This is a genomic window from Streptomyces sp. NPDC054834 (genome assembly GCF_053611185.1).
Genome location: NZ_JBSGZV010000001.1, coordinates 315505 through 334228 on the forward strand (window position 1 = coordinate 315505; position 18724 = coordinate 334228).

At 70.7% G+C, this 18724-nt stretch carries 16 protein-coding genes and 1 pseudogene; 7 read left to right on the top strand and 10 right to left on the bottom strand.

Annotated elements, in window-relative coordinates; all coding sequences use genetic code 11:
• Positions 1 to 15 precede the first annotated feature (15 nt).
• From ACWGJM_RS01435 to ACWGJM_RS01455, 5 genes are all read right to left on the bottom strand, one after another.
• Complete coding sequence (locus tag ACWGJM_RS01435) at positions 16 to 1719, bottom strand: NAD-dependent malic enzyme (RefSeq protein WP_453409613.1); 1704 nt, start codon at positions 1717 to 1719, stop codon at positions 16 to 18.
• A gap of 115 nt (positions 1720 to 1834) precedes the next feature.
• The gene (locus ACWGJM_RS01440; RefSeq protein ID WP_453409614.1) at positions 1835 to 2770 is read right to left on the bottom strand and encodes an EamA family transporter; all 936 of its coding nucleotides are present in this window, start codon (positions 2768 to 2770) and stop codon (positions 1835 to 1837) included.
• A gap of 33 nt (positions 2771 to 2803) precedes the next feature.
• The gene (locus ACWGJM_RS01445; RefSeq protein WP_453409615.1) at positions 2804 to 4921 is read right to left on the bottom strand and encodes an ABC transporter ATP-binding protein; all 2118 of its coding nucleotides are present in this window, start codon (positions 4919 to 4921) and stop codon (positions 2804 to 2806) included.
• 121 nt (positions 4922 to 5042) lie between these two features.
• Positions 5043 to 5171 (bottom strand): hypothetical protein, encoded by a 129-nt coding sequence (locus tag ACWGJM_RS01450; RefSeq protein ID WP_453409616.1) that lies wholly within the window; start codon positions 5169 to 5171, stop codon positions 5043 to 5045.
• A gap of 212 nt (positions 5172 to 5383) precedes the next feature.
• Complete coding sequence (locus tag ACWGJM_RS01455) at positions 5384 to 8215, bottom strand: FAD-binding and (Fe-S)-binding domain-containing protein (RefSeq protein ID WP_453409617.1); 2832 nt, start codon at positions 8213 to 8215, stop codon at positions 5384 to 5386.
• Positions 8216 to 8371: 156 nt separating this feature from the next.
• On the opposite strand from ACWGJM_RS01455, the gene serC reads away from it, so the two are divergent.
• Complete coding sequence (gene serC, locus ACWGJM_RS01460; RefSeq protein ID WP_453409618.1) at positions 8372 to 9490, top strand: phosphoserine transaminase; 1119 nt, start codon at positions 8372 to 8374, stop codon at positions 9488 to 9490.
• Positions 9491 to 9578: 88 nt separating this feature from the next.
• Here the strand turns inward: serC and ACWGJM_RS01465 are convergent, their stop codons facing one another.
• Both ACWGJM_RS01465 and ACWGJM_RS01470 read right to left on the bottom strand, forming a co-directional pair.
• Positions 9579 to 11102, bottom strand: coding sequence for a cellulase family glycosylhydrolase (locus ACWGJM_RS01465; RefSeq protein ID WP_453409619.1), 1524 nt, complete (start codon positions 11100 to 11102; stop codon positions 9579 to 9581).
• Between the two features lie 146 nt (positions 11103 to 11248).
• Positions 11249 to 12238 carry a WD40 repeat domain-containing protein gene (locus ACWGJM_RS01470; RefSeq protein WP_453409620.1) on the bottom strand — a complete coding sequence of 330 codons (990 nt, stop codon included), beginning with the start codon at positions 12236 to 12238 and terminating at the stop codon, positions 11249 to 11251.
• Between the two features lie 118 nt (positions 12239 to 12356).
• Here ACWGJM_RS01470 and ACWGJM_RS01475 point away from each other — a divergent pair, with 118 nt between their 5' ends.
• A complete protein-coding gene (locus ACWGJM_RS01475; RefSeq protein WP_453409621.1) occupies positions 12357 to 13037 on the top strand; it encodes a GDSL-type esterase/lipase family protein in 681 nt (226 codons plus the stop codon).
• Positions 13038 to 13129: 92 nt separating this feature from the next.
• Positions 13130 to 13264, top strand: a pseudogene (locus tag ACWGJM_RS01480) (Uma2 family endonuclease); the annotation flags it as partial.
• 212 nt (positions 13265 to 13476) lie between these two features.
• Here the strand turns inward: ACWGJM_RS01480 and ACWGJM_RS01485 are convergent.
• Positions 13477 to 13902, bottom strand: coding sequence for a hypothetical protein (locus ACWGJM_RS01485; protein ID WP_453409622.1), 426 nt, complete (start codon positions 13900 to 13902; stop codon positions 13477 to 13479).
• 152 nt (positions 13903 to 14054) lie between these two features.
• Here ACWGJM_RS01485 and ACWGJM_RS01490 point away from each other — a divergent pair, with 152 nt between their 5' ends.
• Genes ACWGJM_RS01490 through ACWGJM_RS01500 form a run of 3 tightly spaced genes read left to right on the top strand, consistent with a single transcriptional unit; the run spans position 14055 to position 15985 of the window.
• Positions 14055 to 14792 carry a helix-turn-helix domain-containing protein gene (locus ACWGJM_RS01490; protein WP_453409623.1) on the top strand — a complete coding sequence of 246 codons (738 nt, stop codon included), beginning with the start codon at positions 14055 to 14057 and terminating at the stop codon, positions 14790 to 14792.
• Positions 14789 to 14962, top strand: a complete 174-nt coding sequence (locus ACWGJM_RS01495; RefSeq protein WP_453409624.1) for a DUF397 domain-containing protein — start codon at positions 14789 to 14791, stop codon at positions 14960 to 14962. The genes ACWGJM_RS01490 and ACWGJM_RS01495 overlap by 4 nt, the downstream gene beginning before the upstream one ends.
• A 30-nt stretch (positions 14963 to 14992) precedes the next feature.
• Complete coding sequence (locus ACWGJM_RS01500; RefSeq protein WP_453409625.1) at positions 14993 to 15985, top strand: aldo/keto reductase; 993 nt, start codon at positions 14993 to 14995, stop codon at positions 15983 to 15985.
• 214 nt (positions 15986 to 16199) lie between these two features.
• Here ACWGJM_RS01500 and thpR read toward each other — a convergent pair whose 3' ends face one another.
• On the bottom strand, positions 16200 to 16784 hold the full coding sequence (gene thpR, locus ACWGJM_RS01505; RefSeq protein ID WP_453409626.1) for an RNA 2',3'-cyclic phosphodiesterase: 585 nt from the start codon (positions 16782 to 16784) through the stop codon (positions 16200 to 16202).
• A 40-nt stretch (positions 16785 to 16824) separates the two neighbouring features.
• Between thpR and ACWGJM_RS01510 the strand changes: the two genes are divergently transcribed.
• Positions 16825 to 17337: a GNAT family N-acetyltransferase gene (locus tag ACWGJM_RS01510; protein WP_453409627.1), complete on the top strand. Its 513-nt coding sequence runs from the start codon at positions 16825 to 16827 to the stop codon at positions 17335 to 17337.
• A gap of 111 nt (positions 17338 to 17448) precedes the next feature.
• Here the strand turns inward: ACWGJM_RS01510 and ACWGJM_RS01515 are convergent, their stop codons facing one another.
• On the bottom strand, positions 17449 to 18720 hold the full coding sequence (locus tag ACWGJM_RS01515; RefSeq protein ID WP_453409628.1) for an MFS transporter: 1272 nt from the start codon (positions 18718 to 18720) through the stop codon (positions 17449 to 17451).
• Positions 18721 to 18724 lie beyond the last annotated feature (4 nt).

Consider the following 18724-nt stretch of genomic DNA (forward strand, 5'->3'; position numbering starts at 1 on the left):
CGCCGCCGCGGTCCGTCACACCGCTTCGATCGGCGGATAGACCGGCGCCCACATCACCGCTCGCACGGCACCGTCCACGTCCGTCAGATCGGCCCGGGCGACGTCGTCCTCCGCCGCGGCCGTGGCCACCGCGGCAGCGACCGCCGTGGAGGTGGCGCGCAGGTCGTGGACGGGAGGGAGTACGGGCGCGCCCGGGTCGGTCACGTCCGTCTGCCGCGCGACCGCGTCCGCCGCCGCCCGCAGCATGCGGTCGGTGACATGGGAGGCCTGGGCGACGATCGCGCCGAGACCGAGGCCGGGGAAGACGAGGGCGTTGTTGGCCTGCCCGATGTGATACGTCGTGCCGCCGTGTTCCACCGGGTCGAAGGGGCTGCCCGTGGCGACGAGGGCCCTGCCGTCGGTCCAGGCGAGGAGGTCGGCGGGCTTGGCCTCGGACAGGTCGGTCGGGTTGGAGAGCGGGAGGATGATCGGGCGGTCCGTGTGCTGGGCCATCTCTCGGACGACGGTCTCGGTGAAGGCGCCGCCCTGGCCGGAGGTGCCGACGAGGATGGTGGGGCGGACCCGGCGGACGACCTCGTCCAGTGGGATGCCGGGCAGGTCGTCGTCGCGCCGCCAGTCGGAGACCTCGTCGGCGGGGCGGGCGAAGGGCACCTGGAAGTCGCGGAGCTTGTCGCCCTGGTCGTCGGTGAGCAGGCCGTAGCGGTCGACGCACCAGAAGCGGGCGGTGGCCTCTTCGGCCGACAGGCCCTCCGAGACCAGGGCGTCGTGGAGCTGGTCGGCGATGCCGATGCCTGCGCTGCCCGCGCCGAAGACGACGATGCGGTGCTCGCGCAGGGGCGTGCCGCTGGCCTTGGCGCCGGAGAGGACGGCGGCGAGGTTGACGGCGCCGGTGCCCTGGATGTCGTCGTTGAAGGTGAAGACGTGGTCGCGGTAGTGGTTGAGGATGCGGCGGGCGTTGGCGGGGCCGAAGTCCTCCCAGTGCAGCAGGGCGCGGGGGAAGAGCTTGGTGGCGGTGGTGACGTAGGCGTCGATGAAGGCGTCGTAGGTGTCGCGGTCGACGCGGGGGTGCCGGTTGCCGGGGTAGAGGGGGTTGTCGAGGAGTTCCTGGCGGTTGGTGCCGACGTCGAGCATGACGGGGAGGGTACGGCGCGGGTCGACACCGGCGGCGGCCGTGTAGACGGCGAGCTTGCCGACGGCGATGTCGATGCCGCCGACGCCCCAGTCGCCGATGCCGAGGATGGCCTCGCCGTCGGTGGCGACGATCAGGTCGACGTCGTCGGGGCCGAGGCCCACGGCCCGGAGAGAACGCTCGATGTCGTCGGGGGCGTCGACGGACAGGTACACCCCTCGCGGGCGCCGGTACTCGTAGCTGTAGCGCTTGATGGCCGTGCCCACGGTCGGGGTGTAGATGATGGGCAGCATCTCCTCGAGGTGATCGCTGACGAGCCGGTAGAACAGCACCTCGTTGCGGTCGTGCAGGGCGGTCAGGTTGACGCTCCGGGCGAGGTCACCCGGCTGCTCGCGGAACTGGGCGTAGGCGCGGTCGGCCTGCTCGTCCTGGGTGAGCACGCGCGGCGGCACCAGGCCGACCAGGTCCAGGGCCCGGCGTTCCTCCTCGGTGAACGCGGTGCCCCGGTTGAGCCGCGGGTCGCTGAGGACGGCCCTGCCGCGGGCAGTGATCTTCAGAGGCTTGTGTGTGGTGTCCCGCTCGGACGTCATGGGGCCTCCTGCCGGAAGGTCTGCGCGGTGGCTGCCTTATCGCCTTTCCGTCCAGCTCTGTCCCAATCAGGAGTGTGACGGACCCGGCGAGAGCCCGCCCGGCACCTGCGGCCGTTCAGGCGTCCGGCGCCACGACCTCGCGCCGCCCCACCTGCGTCCGTACCGCGCCCATGCTCGCCGTGACGACCAGGGCGATGGCGAGGGCCTGGAGAGGCGCGAGGGTCTGGTCGAGGATCAGGAACCCGGCTGTCGCGGCGATGGCCGGTTCCAGGCTCATGAGGACGGCGAAGGTGGAGGCGGGGAGGCGGCGCAGGGCGAGGAGTTCGAGGGTGTAGGGGAGGACGGAGGAGAGGACCGCGACCGCTGATCCCAGGCCGACCGTCACCGGGTCGAGGAGCTTGCCGCCCGACTCGACGACGCCCAGCGGCAGGAACAGCAGCGCCGCCACCCCCATGGCCAGCGCCAGCCCGTCCGCCTGGGGGAAGCGGCGGCCCGTACGCGCGCTGAAGACGATGTAGGCCGCCCACATCGCCCCCGCGCCCAGCGCGAAGGCGACGCCCACCAGGTCGAGGTCGCCGAAGCCTCCGCCGCCCAGGAGGAAGACGCCGAGGAGGGCCAGGCCCGCCCAGACCGCGTTGACGGCGCGGCGGGATGCCAGGACGGAGAGGGTGAGGGGGCCGAGGACCTCGAGGGTGACGGCGGCTCCCAGCGGGATGCGGGCCACCGCCTCGTAGAAGAGGCCGTTCATCGCGCCCATCGTGATGCCGAAGACGACCACCGTGCCCCAGTCGGTGCGCGAGTGGCCCCGCAACCGGGGGCGGCAGACCAGGAGCAGGACCAGCGCCGCCGCGAGCAGCCGCAGCGTCACCACACCGAGCGCGCCGGCCCGGGGCATCAGGGTCACGGCGACGGCGGCGCCGAACTGCACGGAGACGCCCCCGGCCAGCACCAGCCCCACCGGCCCGAGCGAACTGGGCCGGCGTGGGCTGCCGCCACCGTGCCCGGAGACGACGGGCGGGGACGAGGGAGTGGCGGCGCGGGAGGTGCTCACGGGCGGTCCTGGCTGGCTAGGGGTGATCGTTCATCACGATGTACTTTCAGGTCCAGGGTAATAGACTGTCTCGTCGCGGAACAGGGGGCGGCCGTCAGGGAGGACGGTGGGGACGGCGGCGTAGGGGTCGACCCCGTACGAGTTGCCGTACACATCTCCGTGCCCGTACCCCTGCTCGTACCCGTACCCGTACCCGTACCCGTGCCCGTGCCCGTTCGCATGCCCGTTCGCGGGCTCGGGCCAGGTCCCCGCCGCGGCGCCGTACGCGTCGTAACCGTTCCCGTGGGCGTGCGCGTCCTGTACGTACGTCCCCTGACCGGTCTCGAAGGACAGCGGCAGGCGCAGCTCCCCCGTGTCCATCACCGCGTTGTTCTGCGAGCGGTGCAGTCGCGCGTACGCCCCGCCCCGCGCGAGCAGTTCCTCGTGCCGGCCGGTTTCCACGATGCGGCCCCGGTCCACGACCAGGATGCGGTCGGCGTCGGGGGCGAGGTTGAGGTCATGGGTGATCATGATCGTCGTACGGCCGCTCATCAGGCGGCGCAGGGGCTTGACGACACGGCGGGCCGCCATCGCGTCCAGGCCGGTCGTGGGCTCGTCCAGCACCAGGACCGGCGCGTCGCGCAGGATGGCGCGGGCGATCGCCAGGCGCTGGAGCTGGCCGCCGGAGAGCCGGGCCGAGTTCGGGTCGACCTTGGTGTCGTAGCCGTCGGGGAGCCGGACGATGAAGTCGTGGGCGTCGGCCGCCTTCGCCGCCTCCTCGATCGCCTGGTCGCTGGCGCCGGACCGGCCGCAGGCGATGTTCGCGCGGACGGTGTCGTGCAGGACCAGGGTCTCCTGGGGGAGCAGGGTGACGTACTCGCGCAGGCGGGCCAGGGGGAAGTCCCGCAGCGGCACGCCGTCGAGGAGCAGGTCGCCCGCGTCCGGGTCGTAGAAGCGGAGGAGGAGCTTGGAGACCGTGGACTTGCCGGCGCCGCTCGGGCCGGTGATGATCACCAGCTCGCCGGGGCTGACCGTGAAGGAGAGGTCCTTCAGGGCGGGCTTCTCCGTGCCGGGATAGCCGAAGTACACGTTCCGCACCTCCACCGTGCCGTCGGGGCGGCCGGTCTCCGGGCCGCCGCGCCTGGGGTCGGTGACCGCCGGCCGCACGTCCAGGATCTCGATGAGCCGCTCGGCGCCCGCCGTGGCCGCCGTCACGGTGAGGCCGAGCTGGGCCAGGCCGCGTACCGGCGGGTAGAGGTAGCCGAGGAACGCGGAGAAGGCGAGGAGCTGGCCGAGGGTCATGCGGCCGGTGGAGATCTCCCAGGCGCCGATGCCGATCACGGCGAGGACGCAGACCGTCTCGATGACCTGCACCAGTTGCTCGTACGCCTCGTTCAGCCGGGTCGAGCGGACCGAGGCGCGGAACCAGGCGTTCGCCTCCTCGCTCAGGCGGCGGCGCTCCGCGTCCCGGCGGTCGTAGGCCTGGGTGAGCACGATGTTGCCGAGGGACTCCTCGACCACCGAGGTGATCGCGCCGTCGGCGACCCGGCCCTCGCGGGAGACGTCCTTGATGGAGCCGGAGAAGCGGCGGGCCGCCAGCCAGAAGAGGGGGGCGAGGACGAAGGTGGCGGCGGCCAGGTCCCAGCGCAGCCAGAACGCGGCGGCCGCGTAGAACAGGGCGGAGAAGGCGGCGGAGGCGGCGCCCACGAGGCCCGACACGACCATCGTCTCGATCGCCTCGACGTCACTGGTCAGACGGGAGAGCAGGTCGCCCTGGCGGTGCTGCTGGAAGAAGTGCGGGGGCAGTTGCTGTACGTGGTCGAAGACGTGCTCGCGCAGTCGCATGACGAAGCGCTCGGTCGCCCAGGCGGCGAGGGAGTTGCCCGCGTACGCGACGGCCGCGCCGACCGCTGCGATGCCCAGCCACTTGACCGCCGGGGACCAGAACGCGCCCAGCGACCCCTTCTCCAGGGCGTTGTCGGTGAGGTCGCTGAACAGCAGGATGGCCTCGGTCTCGGCCAGCGCGGCGAGCACGGTGCAGATCCAGACAACCAGGAGCCAACGGCGCAGGCCTCTGGTCAGCGGCCAAAAGCGGCGGAATGCGATACGGGCGGGAATGGTGGGCGTGTCCTCGTATTCGTACTCCTCACCGTCATCCTCGTCCAGGTTCATTTACCGTTCCCTCTCCGCTTTTCGTCTCCAGAATTCCCGGAATCAAGAAAAGGGGCCGACGGTGCACCATCGACCCCTTTTTCTTTATCGCTCCATCAGCCCGACCAGCCGGTCAGCCGGTTCAGCGGTCCTGGCCGGGCAGCGGCTTGGGAGCCGGCGCGTGCTTCTTCTTGGGCTTCGGGTGGGGCGGGGGCGGCAGCTGCTTCGACTTCGGCTTCGGGGGCAGCGGGGCAAGCTTCTTGAGGCTCATTTCCGACTCCTTCGTTTCGCGCTGTACGTGAGGTGCTGAATTCCGTTTCCGGAACCCGACACCGAGAAAGTTACACACTTCTCATGCACCGGAACGGCAAAAATGGCAAAGGAGTCCTGTGAACTCCCTGGGAGAAGCTGAGAGTTTCTTTGTGAACCTGGGATTCGCTTGGGGAAGCCCGCGGTTGCTTTGAGGAACCTGAGAAAGGTGCCTCAGTGCTCCGCGACGGGGCGGGCGGCGCCCACTTTGGGCAGGGCGTTCGCCAGCACCTCCGCCATGTGCCGCCCCCGCACTCCGCCCAACTGCTCCAGCTGCGTACGGCAGGAGAACCCGTCCGCCAGGACCACCGCCCCCTGCGGCGCCTCCCGGACCGAGGGCAGCAGCTGCTCCTCCGCACAGGCCCGCGACACCTCGAAATGGCCTCTCTCGAAGCCGAAGTTGCCCGCGAGTCCGCAGCAGCCGCCGCTCAGCTCGCCGGTCAGGCCCGCCGCCGCGCGCAGCCGGCTGTCGGGGGTGTCGCCGAGTACCGCGTGCTGGTGGCAGTGGGTCTGGCCGACGGCGGGGCGGTTCACGGGCGGCGGGGTCCAGTCGGGGGCGTACCGCTGGAGCGCCTCCGCGAAGGTGACCACCGCCGACACCAGCCGGCCCGCGCGCGGGTCGTCGTGCAGCAGCTCGGGCAGGTCGCCGCGGAGGGTGGCCGCGCAGCTCGGCTCCAGGACGACGACCGGCGTCGCCGCATCGAGGACCGGGTCCATCAGGTCGAGGGTGCGGCGCATGACCTTGCGGGCGTGGTCGAGCTGGCCCGTGGAGACGTACGTCAGCCCGCAGCAGACGCCGCCCCGGGGGGGCTCCACTCGCAGCCCGGCCGCCTCGAGCACCCGTACGGCCGCCCGGCCGACCTCGGGCGAGAGGTGCTCGGTGAAGGTGTCCGGCCAGAGGACGACGGGACGCCCGCTGCCGGAGCCGACGCCAGGGATCCGGTCCCGCCGTCGCCACCACCGGCTGAACGTCTGGCCCGCCACCCGCGGAATCTCCCGCTCGGCCGCGATCCCGCCCAGCCGCCGGGCCACGCGGGCGAGCGGCCGTACCCCCGCCAGGGCGTTGAGCAGCGGCGCGGTGCGGGTGCGGTCGATCCAGCGCAGCCACAGCGGCAGCCGGCCCATCGCGTAGTGCGCGGCGGGGCGGCGCCTGCCCCGGTAATGGTGGTGCAGGAACTCCGCCTTGTACGTGGCCATGTCGACCTCGACCGGGCAGTCGGACCGGCAGCCCTTGCAGGCGAGGCACAGGTCCAGCGCGTCCCGGACCTCGGTGGAGCGCCAGCCGTCGGTGACCAGCTCACCCGCGAGCATCTCGTGCAGCAGCCGGGCCCGCCCGCGTGTGGAGTGCTCCTCCTCGCCGGTCGCGCGGAACGAGGGGCACATGACGGCGGGCCCCGTCGCCACCGTCGTGCGGCACTTGGCCACCCCGACGCACCGGCGCACCGCGGCCGAGAAGTCGCCGCCGTCGGCCGGGTAGCCGAAAGCCACGTCGACCGGCTCGCGCGGCAGCACGGCGAAGCGGAGGTCGGCGTCCAGTGGTGCCGGACGGACCAGCATGCCGGGGTTGAGCAGGTCGTCGGGGTCCCACAGGGCCTTGGCGCGCCCGAAGAGGGCCACCAGCTCGTCGCCGTACATCCGGGGCAGCAGCTCGGCGCGGGCCTGCCCGTCGCCGTGCTCGCCGGAGAGCGAGCCGCCGTGGGTCACGACCAGGTCGGCGAGTTCCTCGGAGAAGCGACGGAAGCGGCCGACGCCCGCCTCGGTGAGCAGGTCGAAGTCGATGCGGACGTGGATGCAGCCGTCCCCGAAGTGGCCGTACGGAGTGCCGCGCAGGCCGTGCGCGGACAGCAGTGCCCGGAAGTCGCGCAGGTAGGCGCCGAGCCGGGCGGGCGGTACCGCGCAGTCCTCCCAGCCGGGCCAGGCCTCCGAGCCGTCCGGCATCCGGGTCGCCGTGCCGCTGGCGTCCTCGCGGATGCGCCACAGGGCGCGCTGCTCACCCGGATCGGTGACCACGGACGCGCCCACGACATCGGCCGCCCGCACGATCGCCTCGGCACGCGCGCGTGCCTGAGCCGCCGTGTCCCCGCCGGTCTCCACGAACAGCCAGGCGGCCCCCCGGGGCAGCCCGGCCGGGGACGGCACCAGGTCGGCCGCCATGCCCTCCACCGTGAGCGGGTGGTGCGGCAGCAGCCCGGCGGCGGCATCGGCGGCCGCGCCCTCGTCGGCGTAACCCAGCACGGCCAGGGCACGCGCGCGCGGCGCCTCGACCAGCCGTACGACCGCCTCCGTCAGCACGCCCAGCGTCCCCTCCGAGCCGCAGAAGGAGCGGGCGACGTCGGCGCCCTTCTCGGGGAGCAGGGCGTCCAGCGCGTACCCGGAGATCCGGCGGGGCAGCTCCGGGAAGCCGGTGCGCAGCCGGGCCAGCTCGCCCTCCACCAGCGCGCGCAGCCCGTCCGGCGCCCCGGACCAGTCCTTGCCGAGCCGCAACCGCTGCCCGCGCGCGGTGAGCACCGCCAGCTCATGGACGCTGTCCGCCGTCGTCCCCCAGGCCACCGAGTGCGAGCCGCACGAGTTGTTGCCGATCATCCCGCCGAGCGTGCACCGGCTGTGCGTGGACGGATCCGGGCCGAACCGCAGCCCGTGCGGGGCCGCCGCCTCCTGGAGCCGGTCCAGAACGAGCCCCGGCTGGACGACCGCCGTACGGGAACCGGGGTCGAGCTCCAGCAGGCGGTTCATGTGCCGGGTGAAGTCCAGCACCACGCCCGTGCCCGTCGCCTGACCCGCGATCGACGTGCCCCCGCCCCGCGCCACCACCGGCACCCCGCGTGCCCGGCACACCTCCAGCACGGCGGCCACGTCCTCGGCGTCCCGCGGGGCCACCACGCCCAGGGGGACACGCCGGTAGTTGGACGCGTCCATGGTCACGAGTGCCCGGGAGGTGACGTCGAAGCCGACCTCGCCCCGGACGGCCCCGCGCAGCTCCGCCTCAAGCCCCGTGTGATCCGTCATGGGTCCAGGATGCATCCGCTCACGCACAGTCACCACGAGTTTTCCACAGCCCCGCCCGTATCGTCGTACAACCTCACAAGTCCACGGCTCGGCGATCTCGTCTCATCCGACGGACACGTTTCCGTCCGGTTTCGCCCAGCGGATACCCTCCGAGTCGTGGCCGACATCCAGATTCCCGCTGACATCAAGCCCGCCGACGGACGTTTCGGCGCTGGCCCCTCCAAGGTGCGCACCGAGGCGCTGGACGCTCTCGCCGCGACCGGCAGCTCGCTGCTCGGCACCTCGCACCGCCAGGCCCCGGTCAAGAACCTCGTGGGCCAGGTTCGCGAAGGCATCAGCTCCCTGTTCTCCCTCCCGGAGGGCTACGAGGTCGTCCTCGGCAACGGCGGTTCCACCGCCTTCTGGGACATCGCCACCCACGGACTGATCGAGAACAAGTCCCAGCACCTCAACTTCGGCGAGTTCTCCTCCAAGTTCGCCAAGGCGGCCAAGCTCGCCCCCTGGCTGGCCGAGCCCACCGTGATTGCCGCCGACCCCGGCACCCACCCCGAGGCCCAGGCCGAGGCGGGCGTCGACGTCTACGCCTTCACCCACAACGAGACCTCCACCGGCGTCGCCATGCCGATCAAGCGCGTGGCCGGTGCCGACGAGGGCTCCCTCGTCCTCGTGGACGCCACCTCCGGCGCCGGCGGCCTCCCGGTCGACATCGCCGAGACCGACGTCTACTACTTCGCCCCGCAGAAGTCCTTCGCCTCCGACGGCGGCCTGTGGATCGGCGTCTTCTCCCCGGCCGCGATCGAGCGCGCCGAGCGCGTCCACGCGTCCGGCCGCCACGTCCCGGAGTTCTTCTCGCTGCCCACGGCGATCGACAACTCCCGCAAGAACCAGACGTACAACACCCCGGCCCTCGCCACCCTCTTCCTGCTCAACCAGCAGCTGGAGTGGCTCAACGGCCAGGGCGGCCTGGCCTTCTCCACCGGCCGAACCAAGGACTCCTCGACCCGCCTGTACAGCTGGGCGGAGGAGTCGAAGTACGCCACCCCGTTCGTCTCCGACCCGGCCAAGCGCTCCCAGGTCATCGGCACGATCGACTTCTCCGACGAGATCGACGCGGCGGCCGTCGCGAAGGTGCTGCGCGCCAACGGCATCGTCGACACCGAGCCCTACCGCAAGCTCGGCCGCAACCAGCTGCGCATCGCGATGTTCCCGGCGATCGACCCGGCGGACGTCGAGGCGCTGACGAAGTGCGTCGACTACGTGATCGAGAAGCTCTGACCGAGAAGCTGTGACCGACAGGCTGTAGCCGCCGACGGCAGTTCGGTACGACGAGGAGGGCGCCCGGTGAGCACCGGGCGCCCTTTTCTCATGTGGCCGTGCACGTCAGGGTGGGCACTCCCCCACCCCCGGGCGCGCCGCCGAAGCCGAAGCTCGCCGAACCGCCCACGGGGACCGAGCCGTTGTGGGCGGCGTTGACGGCCGTGACCGTCGCGCCGGTCTGCGTGTACGACGCGTTCCACATGTTGGTGACCTGCTGCGACCCGCTCCAGGTCCAGGTCACCTTCCAGCCGCTGACCGCCGTGGTCCCGGTGTTGGTGACCTTCACGTCGGCGTTGAAGCCGCTGCCCCAGTCGCTGCTGACGGTGTAGGTGGCGCCGCACGAGGCGGTACCGCCCCCGCCTCCCCCGCCTCCACCACCGCTTCCGCCGCCCGTGCCCGGGAACAGCGACGCCTTGACGCTCGCCAGGTACCCGTCCTTCACGGTGTCCACGGTCACCCAGTCGTCCTTGAGGATCCCGCCGGTGTCACCGGAGTCGGGGTTCCAGGACCAGAAGGTCCAGTGGAAGCTGTCGGCACCGTACGTCGACGTCGGCCGCAGATAACCCACCAGTGCGGCCAGCCACTTCTGGTCCACGGTCGACTGGAGGGTCGTACCGAACTCGCCGACCCACACGGGCGCGAGGTTCTGCTTGAAGATGTAGCCCCAGTACTTGTCCCAGACGCCCGGCATGTTGGCGGGGAACGTGGGATCGCTGAACCAGCTCTGCTGGGCGACGCTGGTGGCGTAGTCGTGGGCGGAGTACACGACCCGGTTGGCCACGCTGAGCTGCACCGGGTACTGGGCGACCCCCATCAGGTTGCCGCCCCACCAACCGGAGACCCCGTTGTACGACTGCACGCCCTCGACGAAGACCAGCAGGTCCGGGTTGACGGAGAGGACGGCGTCGCCCGCGCGCTGGGCGGCGAGCCGCCAGTCGGTGGCCTGGTCGCCGCAGCCCCAGCAGGCTGGATCGTGGGGTTCGTTGTGCAGGTCGATGCCGATGACGGTGTCCTGGCCCTTGTACCGCGCCGCCAGGGACTTCAGATCGGCGATCCAGGTCGACTCCGGGACGGACGAGGTGTACCAGAGCGCCGACTGGCCGCCGGAGTCGGGCCGGTGCCGGTCGAGGATGACCTTCAGGCCGTCCTGCCCGGCGTACGCGACGATCTTGTCCATGACCTGGAGGGAGTTGAGCCCCTGGAGGCCGGCGTTCTTGCCGCTGGAGAAGTCGATGCTGTTGGGGACGGTGGAGCCCTTGAAGATGTCGTCGCTGTAGGGCAGCCGGATCGTGTTGTAGCCCAGCGACTTCATCTGGTCGATCATGCTCTTGTAGTCGCGTGACCAGAGGCCGTGCACCACGTAGTTGCCGGTCTCGAAGCCGAACCAGTTGATCCCGGCGATCCGGACCGGCTGCCCGGCCGCGTCCAGGATCTGCCGGCCGCTGGTGTGCCAGTAACCGGCTCCGGGGGTGGTGGCGGCGCTGCCGGCGTGTGCCGTCTGCGCGCCCGCCAGGGGGATGAGGAGCGCCGCCGCGGCAGCGCACAGCGCTCTTCGCAAGCTGCGGAACATGTGGCTGGGTCCTCTCGTGGGGGGTTCGGGGGAGGCGCGGCCCCGGAACCGATGGGAGCGCTCTGATGGGAGCGCTCCCATTCACCGCGCACCTCCAGCAAACTGAGCCACCATGCCCACGTCAAGACATCGCGTGGGGGTCGGTTTCAGCCCCGGCGCCGCAGCCGCCGCAACCCGAAGAGGACGAGGGCCCCCGCGGCGACGGCGACGGCGCCCACCTTGAAGCCGTCGGTGGAGCTATTGCCGCTGCCACCGTCGCCGGAGGCGGAACTCCCCTTGCCCGACGAGGACTTGCCGGACGAGGCACCGCTGGGGGCGTCCTCCGCCTGCACGGAGCTGTCGGCGCCCTCACTGCCGTACATGAGCTTGGTCCCGTCGGGCGAGTAGCTGACGGACTCCCCCTGACCCTGCAAGGGAACGTCCAGCCGGCCCCGCCGCTTGATCTTCCCGCCGTCCCAGTCGTAGTAGATGCCACCGAAGTAGCCGCGTACGGCGAGCTGCCGGCCGTTGGGCGAGAAGGCGGCGTCCGTCGCCCACAGGTCGATGGTGGCGACGGACTTGAAGATGTTGCCGCCGGAGGAGGAGAGCTGGGCCGGCCCCTCGTACAGGTGCCCCCCGTCCTCGTTCTTGTCGATGATGTAGACCCGCCCGGTCTTGGGATGGACGAGCAGCGACTCGGCGTTCCGGGGCCCGTTCGCGTACTTGACGACGTACTGGGTGGCCGTGACGGTCTGGTCCTTCAGCACCTTCGGCTCGGGCAGCTTGTAAACCCACACATAAGGCCACTTGCCGCCGAGGTTGTCCCCGATGTCCCCGACGTAGATCTCGTTCCCGGGCCCTATGGAGATCGCCTCCACGTCCCGCGGGGAGCCGACGCCCTTCAGGGTCAGGGTGGCGACGGTCTTCCCGGTCCTGCTGTCCACGGCGTAGATGTACGGGCCGTCGTCGCTGTCGTTGTGCGTCCAGTAGATCCCGGGGTGCAGGTGGGAGGCGGCGAGGCCGCTGGACTCGGTGATCTTCGGGTCCTTGATCGTGAAACCCTGGTCACCGGCGCCGTCACCGTCGGCGGCGGAGGAGGGCACGGCGAACACACCCGTGAGCAGAACCCCGGCGAGCAGGGCGAGCGATCGGCGCATGCCCCCAAGCCTGCCATCCCGGCGGACCGTTGACGGACGGACGGAGGGCCGGGGGACGTACGACGGGCGTGGTGGGCCTCACATCCCACCCGGTCCCGTGATCGTTCATCATGAGCGGATGCTCAGGTTCATGCCCGTCGGTGACTCCATGACGATCGGAAGCGCGGGCGAATACACATGGCGCTACCGGCTGTGGCAGCACCTCTGCGCCACCCACGGCGGCCCCTTCACCTTCGTCGGCCCGCGCGAGACGCTCCACGACAAGACGACGGACGCCCCGACCTCGTACGCCTACGCCGACCCCGACTTCCCCCGCGCCCACCTGGCCGGCTGGGGCGAGGGCTGGGCCCACATGGTCCCGCTGATCGGCGACGCGGTACGCGAGTACCGACCGGACGTCCTGCTGGTCTCCCTGGGCCTGATCGACCTCGGCTTCTACACGAACGCCGAGCAGACGGCGGAGAACGTCCGGGCGTTCGTGGCGGCCGCGCGGGAGGCGAACGCGCGGGTGCGGATGGTGCTGCTGCCGGTGATCCCGAACATCCGGGCCGCGGCGGACGACTCCTTCGCCGTGCAGGTGACGGCCTTCAACGACCTGCTGGAGAAGACGGTCGCGGACCTGGACGAGCCCACCTCCTCCCTCCTGCTGGCCCCGATCCCGGAGTCGTACGACTTCCACACCGACACGTACGACGGCACCCACCCGAACGAGAGCGGGGAGCGGAAGCTGGCGGGGGTGTTCGCGGGGGCCATGTGGGAGGAGTGGGGGGTCGGACAGGCGTACGTGGCTGGAACATGATGACTTGATCCCGGCCCGTCCCGGTCACGGTACGTATCGTTTGTACCGCGCGGCTGCGTCTGTCCGTGGAGCAGCCGGGGAGCAGCGCCACGATGACCGTCCTTGAAGACGGGATCGAGATGGCCGACGCCGACGCGAACACCCAGCATCTGGACGAGTGGTTCGAGCGTCTTGAGCGTATGCCCGTCCCCGAAGGGTTCAGGGTTGAGATCGTCGGGGGCAACGTTTTGCCGAACCTGTCCTCGACGGCCCACAGGAACCGGCGGATGATCTGCCAATGCGTGTTCCGCTGCGGCGTCAGGGACCGCTACGGGGTGTCGGCTCGGGTCCAGATGCTACGGCTGGGGTCCAGCTGAATGGTTGCCGTGGGGCCGCCCGCCCAACCCCCGCCCCACATCCCAGCCGACCGCAGGGCCCCACCCACCTCGGCCCCCACGGGTCACCGCCCGACCGGCGGCAAGCTCACCCGCCCCACCGCCGTCCACAACAGCCCCGCCTCGACGTACGGCACCCCGGCCGAGGGCGTCGACCGCCAGCCCAGCGGCCATGTGTCTCCACTGAGCGCGGGTACGCCGACGTACGCCAGACCCCGGTCGGCCCGGGTCAGCGCCCGCACCCCCGGTGGCCAGCGGAATGCTGTCGCACTGCCCGGAGAGAGCAGGAAGTACGTGTTCCGCTCGCCCTTGGCCTCCTGGACGATCGGTCCCGCATCGAAGTCCGTCGCCGACATCAGTTCCGAGGCGACACGTTCACCCACGGCACCTCCGATCCGTACGGCGTCGAAGTGGATGCCCGCGTGGCGCAGGGCGTGGCCGGAGTCGGGGATCCAGCTCGGGATCCACGGGGCGGCGATTCTCTCGTTCATGGCTCAAAGCGTCGCGTTCGCTTACATACTGTGACCAGAGATATGCGACGCCCGTGTGGCGCTGTGCGGTTGGGGAGGTCCGTGTGCACTCCGGTGAACGGGGGTCCGAGTCCTTCGGTGCGTTGCTTCGGTTCCATCGGGAGCGGGCCGGGATGACCCAGGAAGCCCTCGGCAGACACGTCGGCTACTCCAAGTCCCAGGTCGCGATGGTGGAGCGCGGTGAGCGGTCGCCCAAGGGGCAGCTCGTCGAGATCGCCGACCGAGTACTCGGTGCACAAGGTGCACTGCTGGTGGTCGCGGAGAAGGAGTTCGGGCGGGGCGGACTACGGCCATGGACCGAGGATTATCTGGCCGAGGAGGAGAAGGCGGCCGCCCTGCACGTGTACCAGAGCCACGTGATTCCGGGTTCGCTTCAGACCGAGGCCTACGCCCGAGCCATCTACAACTGCCACGTCCCCGCGCTGGATGACGAGGAGATCGACAGCCGGGTGGCTGCGCGCCTCAAACGTCAGCAGTTGTTCGACCGCAAACCCAAGCCGCTCGTGAGCTACGTACTCGAAGAGAGCACCCTGACCCGCCCGCTGGGCGGCCCGGAAGCGCTGCGGGAGCAGTTGCTGCACATCCTGGACATCGGCCGGCTCCGTCACGTCGAGATCCAGGTCATGCCGCACGACCGTCAAGCCCACGCCGGACTGAACGGTCCCATGATCCTTCTGGAGACGGCCGCGCACCGCCACCTCGCCTACGTGGAAGGCCCGAGCGGGGGTTACTTCGTCAGCGAACAACCCGACCTGGCGGAGCTGTTCGCCAGGTATGGCATTCTGCGAGCGCAGGCTCTCAACCCCGATCAGTCCGCGAAACGGATCAATGAGGTGGCACAGGGACTATGAGCGCGGACCTCCACTGGTTCAAGAGCAGCCACAGCGGCGATCAAGGCGAGTGCATAGAGATAGCCGTGGCTCCCACCACCATCCACATCCGCGACTCCAAGTCCCCCACCACCCCCACCATCCACGTAACTCCCACCACCTGGCGCGCCTTCCTCCGATCGCTTGCATAGAGCGCACTCCAAGCCGTTGGCTTGTGCCCCATGGAGTACACGCAGCTCGGACGTACCGGACTCAAGGTCAGCCGACTCGTCCTCGGCACCATGAACTTCGGCCCGCAGACGGAGGAAGCCGACAGCCACGCGATCATGGACGCGGCGCTGGACGCGGGCATCAACTTCTTCGACACCGCGAATGTGTACGGCTGGGGCGAGAACAAGGGCCGTACGGAATCGATCATCGGGAACTGGTTCGCCAAGGGCGGCGAGCGCCGTGACAAGGTCGTGCTCGCCACCAAGGTGTACGGCAACATGGCCGCCGACGGCGAGGCCTGGCCCAACCATGACAAGCTCTCCGCGCTGAACATCCGGCGGGCGGTGGACGCCAGCCTGAAGCGGTTGCAGACCGACTACATCGACGTGTACCAGTTCCATCACGTCGACCGCCGCACCCCGTTCGAGGAGATCTGGCAGGCGATCGACGTCCTCGTCCAGCAGGGCAAGATCCTGTACGTCGGGTCCTCCAACTTCCCCGGCTACAAGATCGCCCAGGCGAACGAGATCGCAGCCCGCCGCGGCGGCACCATCGGCCTCGTCAGCGAGCAATGCCTGTACAACCTCGCCGAGCGCCGTGCCGAGATGGAGGTGATCCCGGCCGCGCAGGAATACGGGCTCGGGGTGATCCCCTGGTCGCCGCTGCACGGCGGGCTGCTGGGAGGGGTCATCAAGAAGGAGGTCGAGGGCGGGCGCAGGGCCGGCGGCCGGGCCGCTGATTCCCTCGCCAACACCGCCGTCCGGGATCAGATTCAGGCCTACGAGGACCTCCTCGACAAGCACGGTCTCCAGCCGGGCGAGGTCGCGCTCGCGTGGCTGCTGACCCGGCCCGGGGTGACCGGTCCGATCGTGGGTCCGCGCACGGCCGAACAGCTGGAGTCCGCCGTGCGGGCCGTGGAGCTGGAGCTGTCGGCGGAGGTGCTGACCGGGCTGGACGAGATCTTCCCGGGCCCGGGGCCGTCACCGGAGGCCTTCGCCTGGTAGCAGGCCGGGCGGGCGGCGTGGCGGCGGCGGTCTAAGGCCTACTGGTCCACGGTCCGCTGATCCACGGTCCACTGATCCACTGATCCACTGATCGACGGTCCACTGATCCACGGTCTACTTTCCGACCGCCGCCGCCACCGCCACCAACACGAACATCAGCACAAGCGCACCGGCCATGATCCGGTTCCGGGTTTTCGGGTCCACGTATCCGAGCCTAACCGGCCCCGCCGGCGACCCCGCCGAGTGCCCAGCGGTCGACCGCCTCGTACCGGGGCTGCTCCCCGGGGACCCCGGATTTCGGCAGGTTGCTGCGGACCAGCACCAGCTCGCCGACTGTCCAGGTGCTGCCGGTGAATCGGGCGAGGGAGTCCACGTACGGGCGTACGTCCACCGTGTCCCGGCTCCTGGCCACTGTCAGGTGGGCCTTGTACCGGCGGTGCTCCCCCATCGGCACGCCCGCCTTGCGCGCCGCCGCCTCCGCGCGTTCGGCCAGCAGCCGCAGGGCCGGCAGGTCGCCCTCGGCCCCGGTCCACAGGGCCCGGCCGTGACCGAACTGGCCGCCGCCGTGCAGTGCCAGCGGGAAGGACGGGGTGCGGCCGGCCGCGCGCTTCAGGCGGGCCGACAGGTCGGGTACGAGTTCCTCGTCGACCTCTCCGTAGAAGGCGAGGGTGAAGTGCCAGCCGGGGCGGCCGGTCCAGCGGAGGGCGTCCGCGCCGGGGAGCTTCTTCAATTCGGCTACTTCCGCGGCGAGTTGCTCGGTCACGTCCTTCGGGGGCAGCACAGCGGCGAAGAGTCTCATAAGCACCAGAGTGTCATCGGCGGGCTGCCATCATGAGGCGATGGAGATCAACATCAGAAAAGGCGGCCCCGACGACATCCCCGTGATACTCGCCATGCTCGACAGCTCGGTGGAGTGGCTCGTCGCGCAGGGGCGGACGCGGCAGTGGGGCACCACGCCGTGGTCCGAGAACCCCAGGGCCGTGGATATGGTCCACCGGTACGTCACCGAGAGCTCGCCCTTCATCGCCGAGGTCGGCGGTATCCCAGCGGCCACCCTCACGCTCAGCAAGGCGCCGGGACCGTACCTGGAGCCCGCAGACGAGCCCGAGCGTTACATCCACCTCCTCGCCTCCGACCGCCGCTTCAAGGGCCATGGCGCCGGTGCCGCGCTGCTTGCGCACGCCGTCGAGGAAACCCGCCGCGCGGGGGTGTCCCTGCTGCGGGTGGACTGCTACGCGGGTGACGACCGCAAGCTGGTCGCCTACTACGAGAGCAACGGCTTCATGCCGACGGAGTCCTTCACCTACGGCGAGGACGAGTGGCCGGGGCAGGTGCTGGCCCGGAGGGTGTAGCGCACCCAGCCCCCGGGGATCTCCTCCTTGGGCCGCGGCCCTCACGCCGCGGGCCTCAGACCGCGGGCCTCAGACCGCGGGCCTCAGACCGCGGGCCTCACACCGCGGCCCTCACGCCGCCGTCGCCAGCTGCTCCCGCTCGCGCGGTACGAACCGGACCCGTGGGTGGCCGTGGTGCCAGCCCACCGACAGGCGCAGGCCGCCGATGCGGGCCAGGACCAGGCCGATGGTGACGGCGGCGGCGGCCGAGATGACACCGCCGAGGACGAAGCCGACGCGGGGGCCGTAGGTGTCGGTGATCCAGCCGACGACCGGGGCGCCCAGCGGCGTGCCGCCCATGAAGACCATCATGAACAGGGCCATCACCCGGCCGCGCATGGCCGGGTCGGTGGCCATCTGGACGGCGGTGTTCGCGGTGACGTTGACCGTCAGGCCGGCGATCCCTATCGGGGTCATGAGCAGCGCGAACAGCCAGTACGACGGGGCCAGCGCGGCGACGATCTCCAGCGTGCCGAAGGCCGCGGCGGCCGCGATCAGCACGCGCAGCCGGGCCGTTCCGCGCCGGGCGGCGAGGAGGGCGCCGACCAGTGAGCCGACCGCCATGAGGGTGTTGAAGAGGCTGTAGGCACCGGCGCCGGCGTGGAAGACGTCGTCGGCGTAGGCCGACAGCCACACCGGGAAGTTGAAGCCAAAAGTACCGATGAAGCCGACGAGGACGATCGGCCAGATGAGGTCCGGGCGGCCGGCGACGTAGCGCAGGCCTTCGCGGAGCTGGCCCTTGCCCCTGGGCGCCCGCTCGACGACGTGCAGCTCGCGGGCGCGCATCAGCAGCAGGCCGGCGATGGGCGCGACGAAGGAGAGGCCGTTGAAGAGGAAGGCCCAGCCGGTGCCGACGCCGGTGATCATGACGCCCGCGACGGCGGGGCCGACCAGACGGGCGGACTGGAAGTTGGCCGAGTTCAGGCTGACCGCGTTCTGAAGCTGCTGGGGGCCGACCATCTCGGCGACGAAGGACTGGCGGGCCGGGTTGTCGACGACCGTGGCGAGGCCGACGGCGAAGGCGGCGAGGTAGACGTGCCAGACCTGGACGTGCCCGGTGAGGGTGAGCGCGGCGAGCGCGAGGCCGGTGAGGGCCATCGACGCCTGGGTGACCAGCAGCGTGGGGCGCTTGGGCAGGCGGTCGACGAGGACGCCGCCGTACAGACCGAAGAGCAGCATCGGCAGGAACTGGAGGGCCGTGGTGATGCCGACGGCCGCGGAGGAGCCGGTGAGGCTGAGTACGAGCCAGTCCTGGGCGATGCGCTGCATCCAGGTGCCGGTGTTGGAGACGACCTGGCCGATGAAGAAGAGGCGGTAGTTCCGGATCTTCAGCGAGCTGAACATCGAG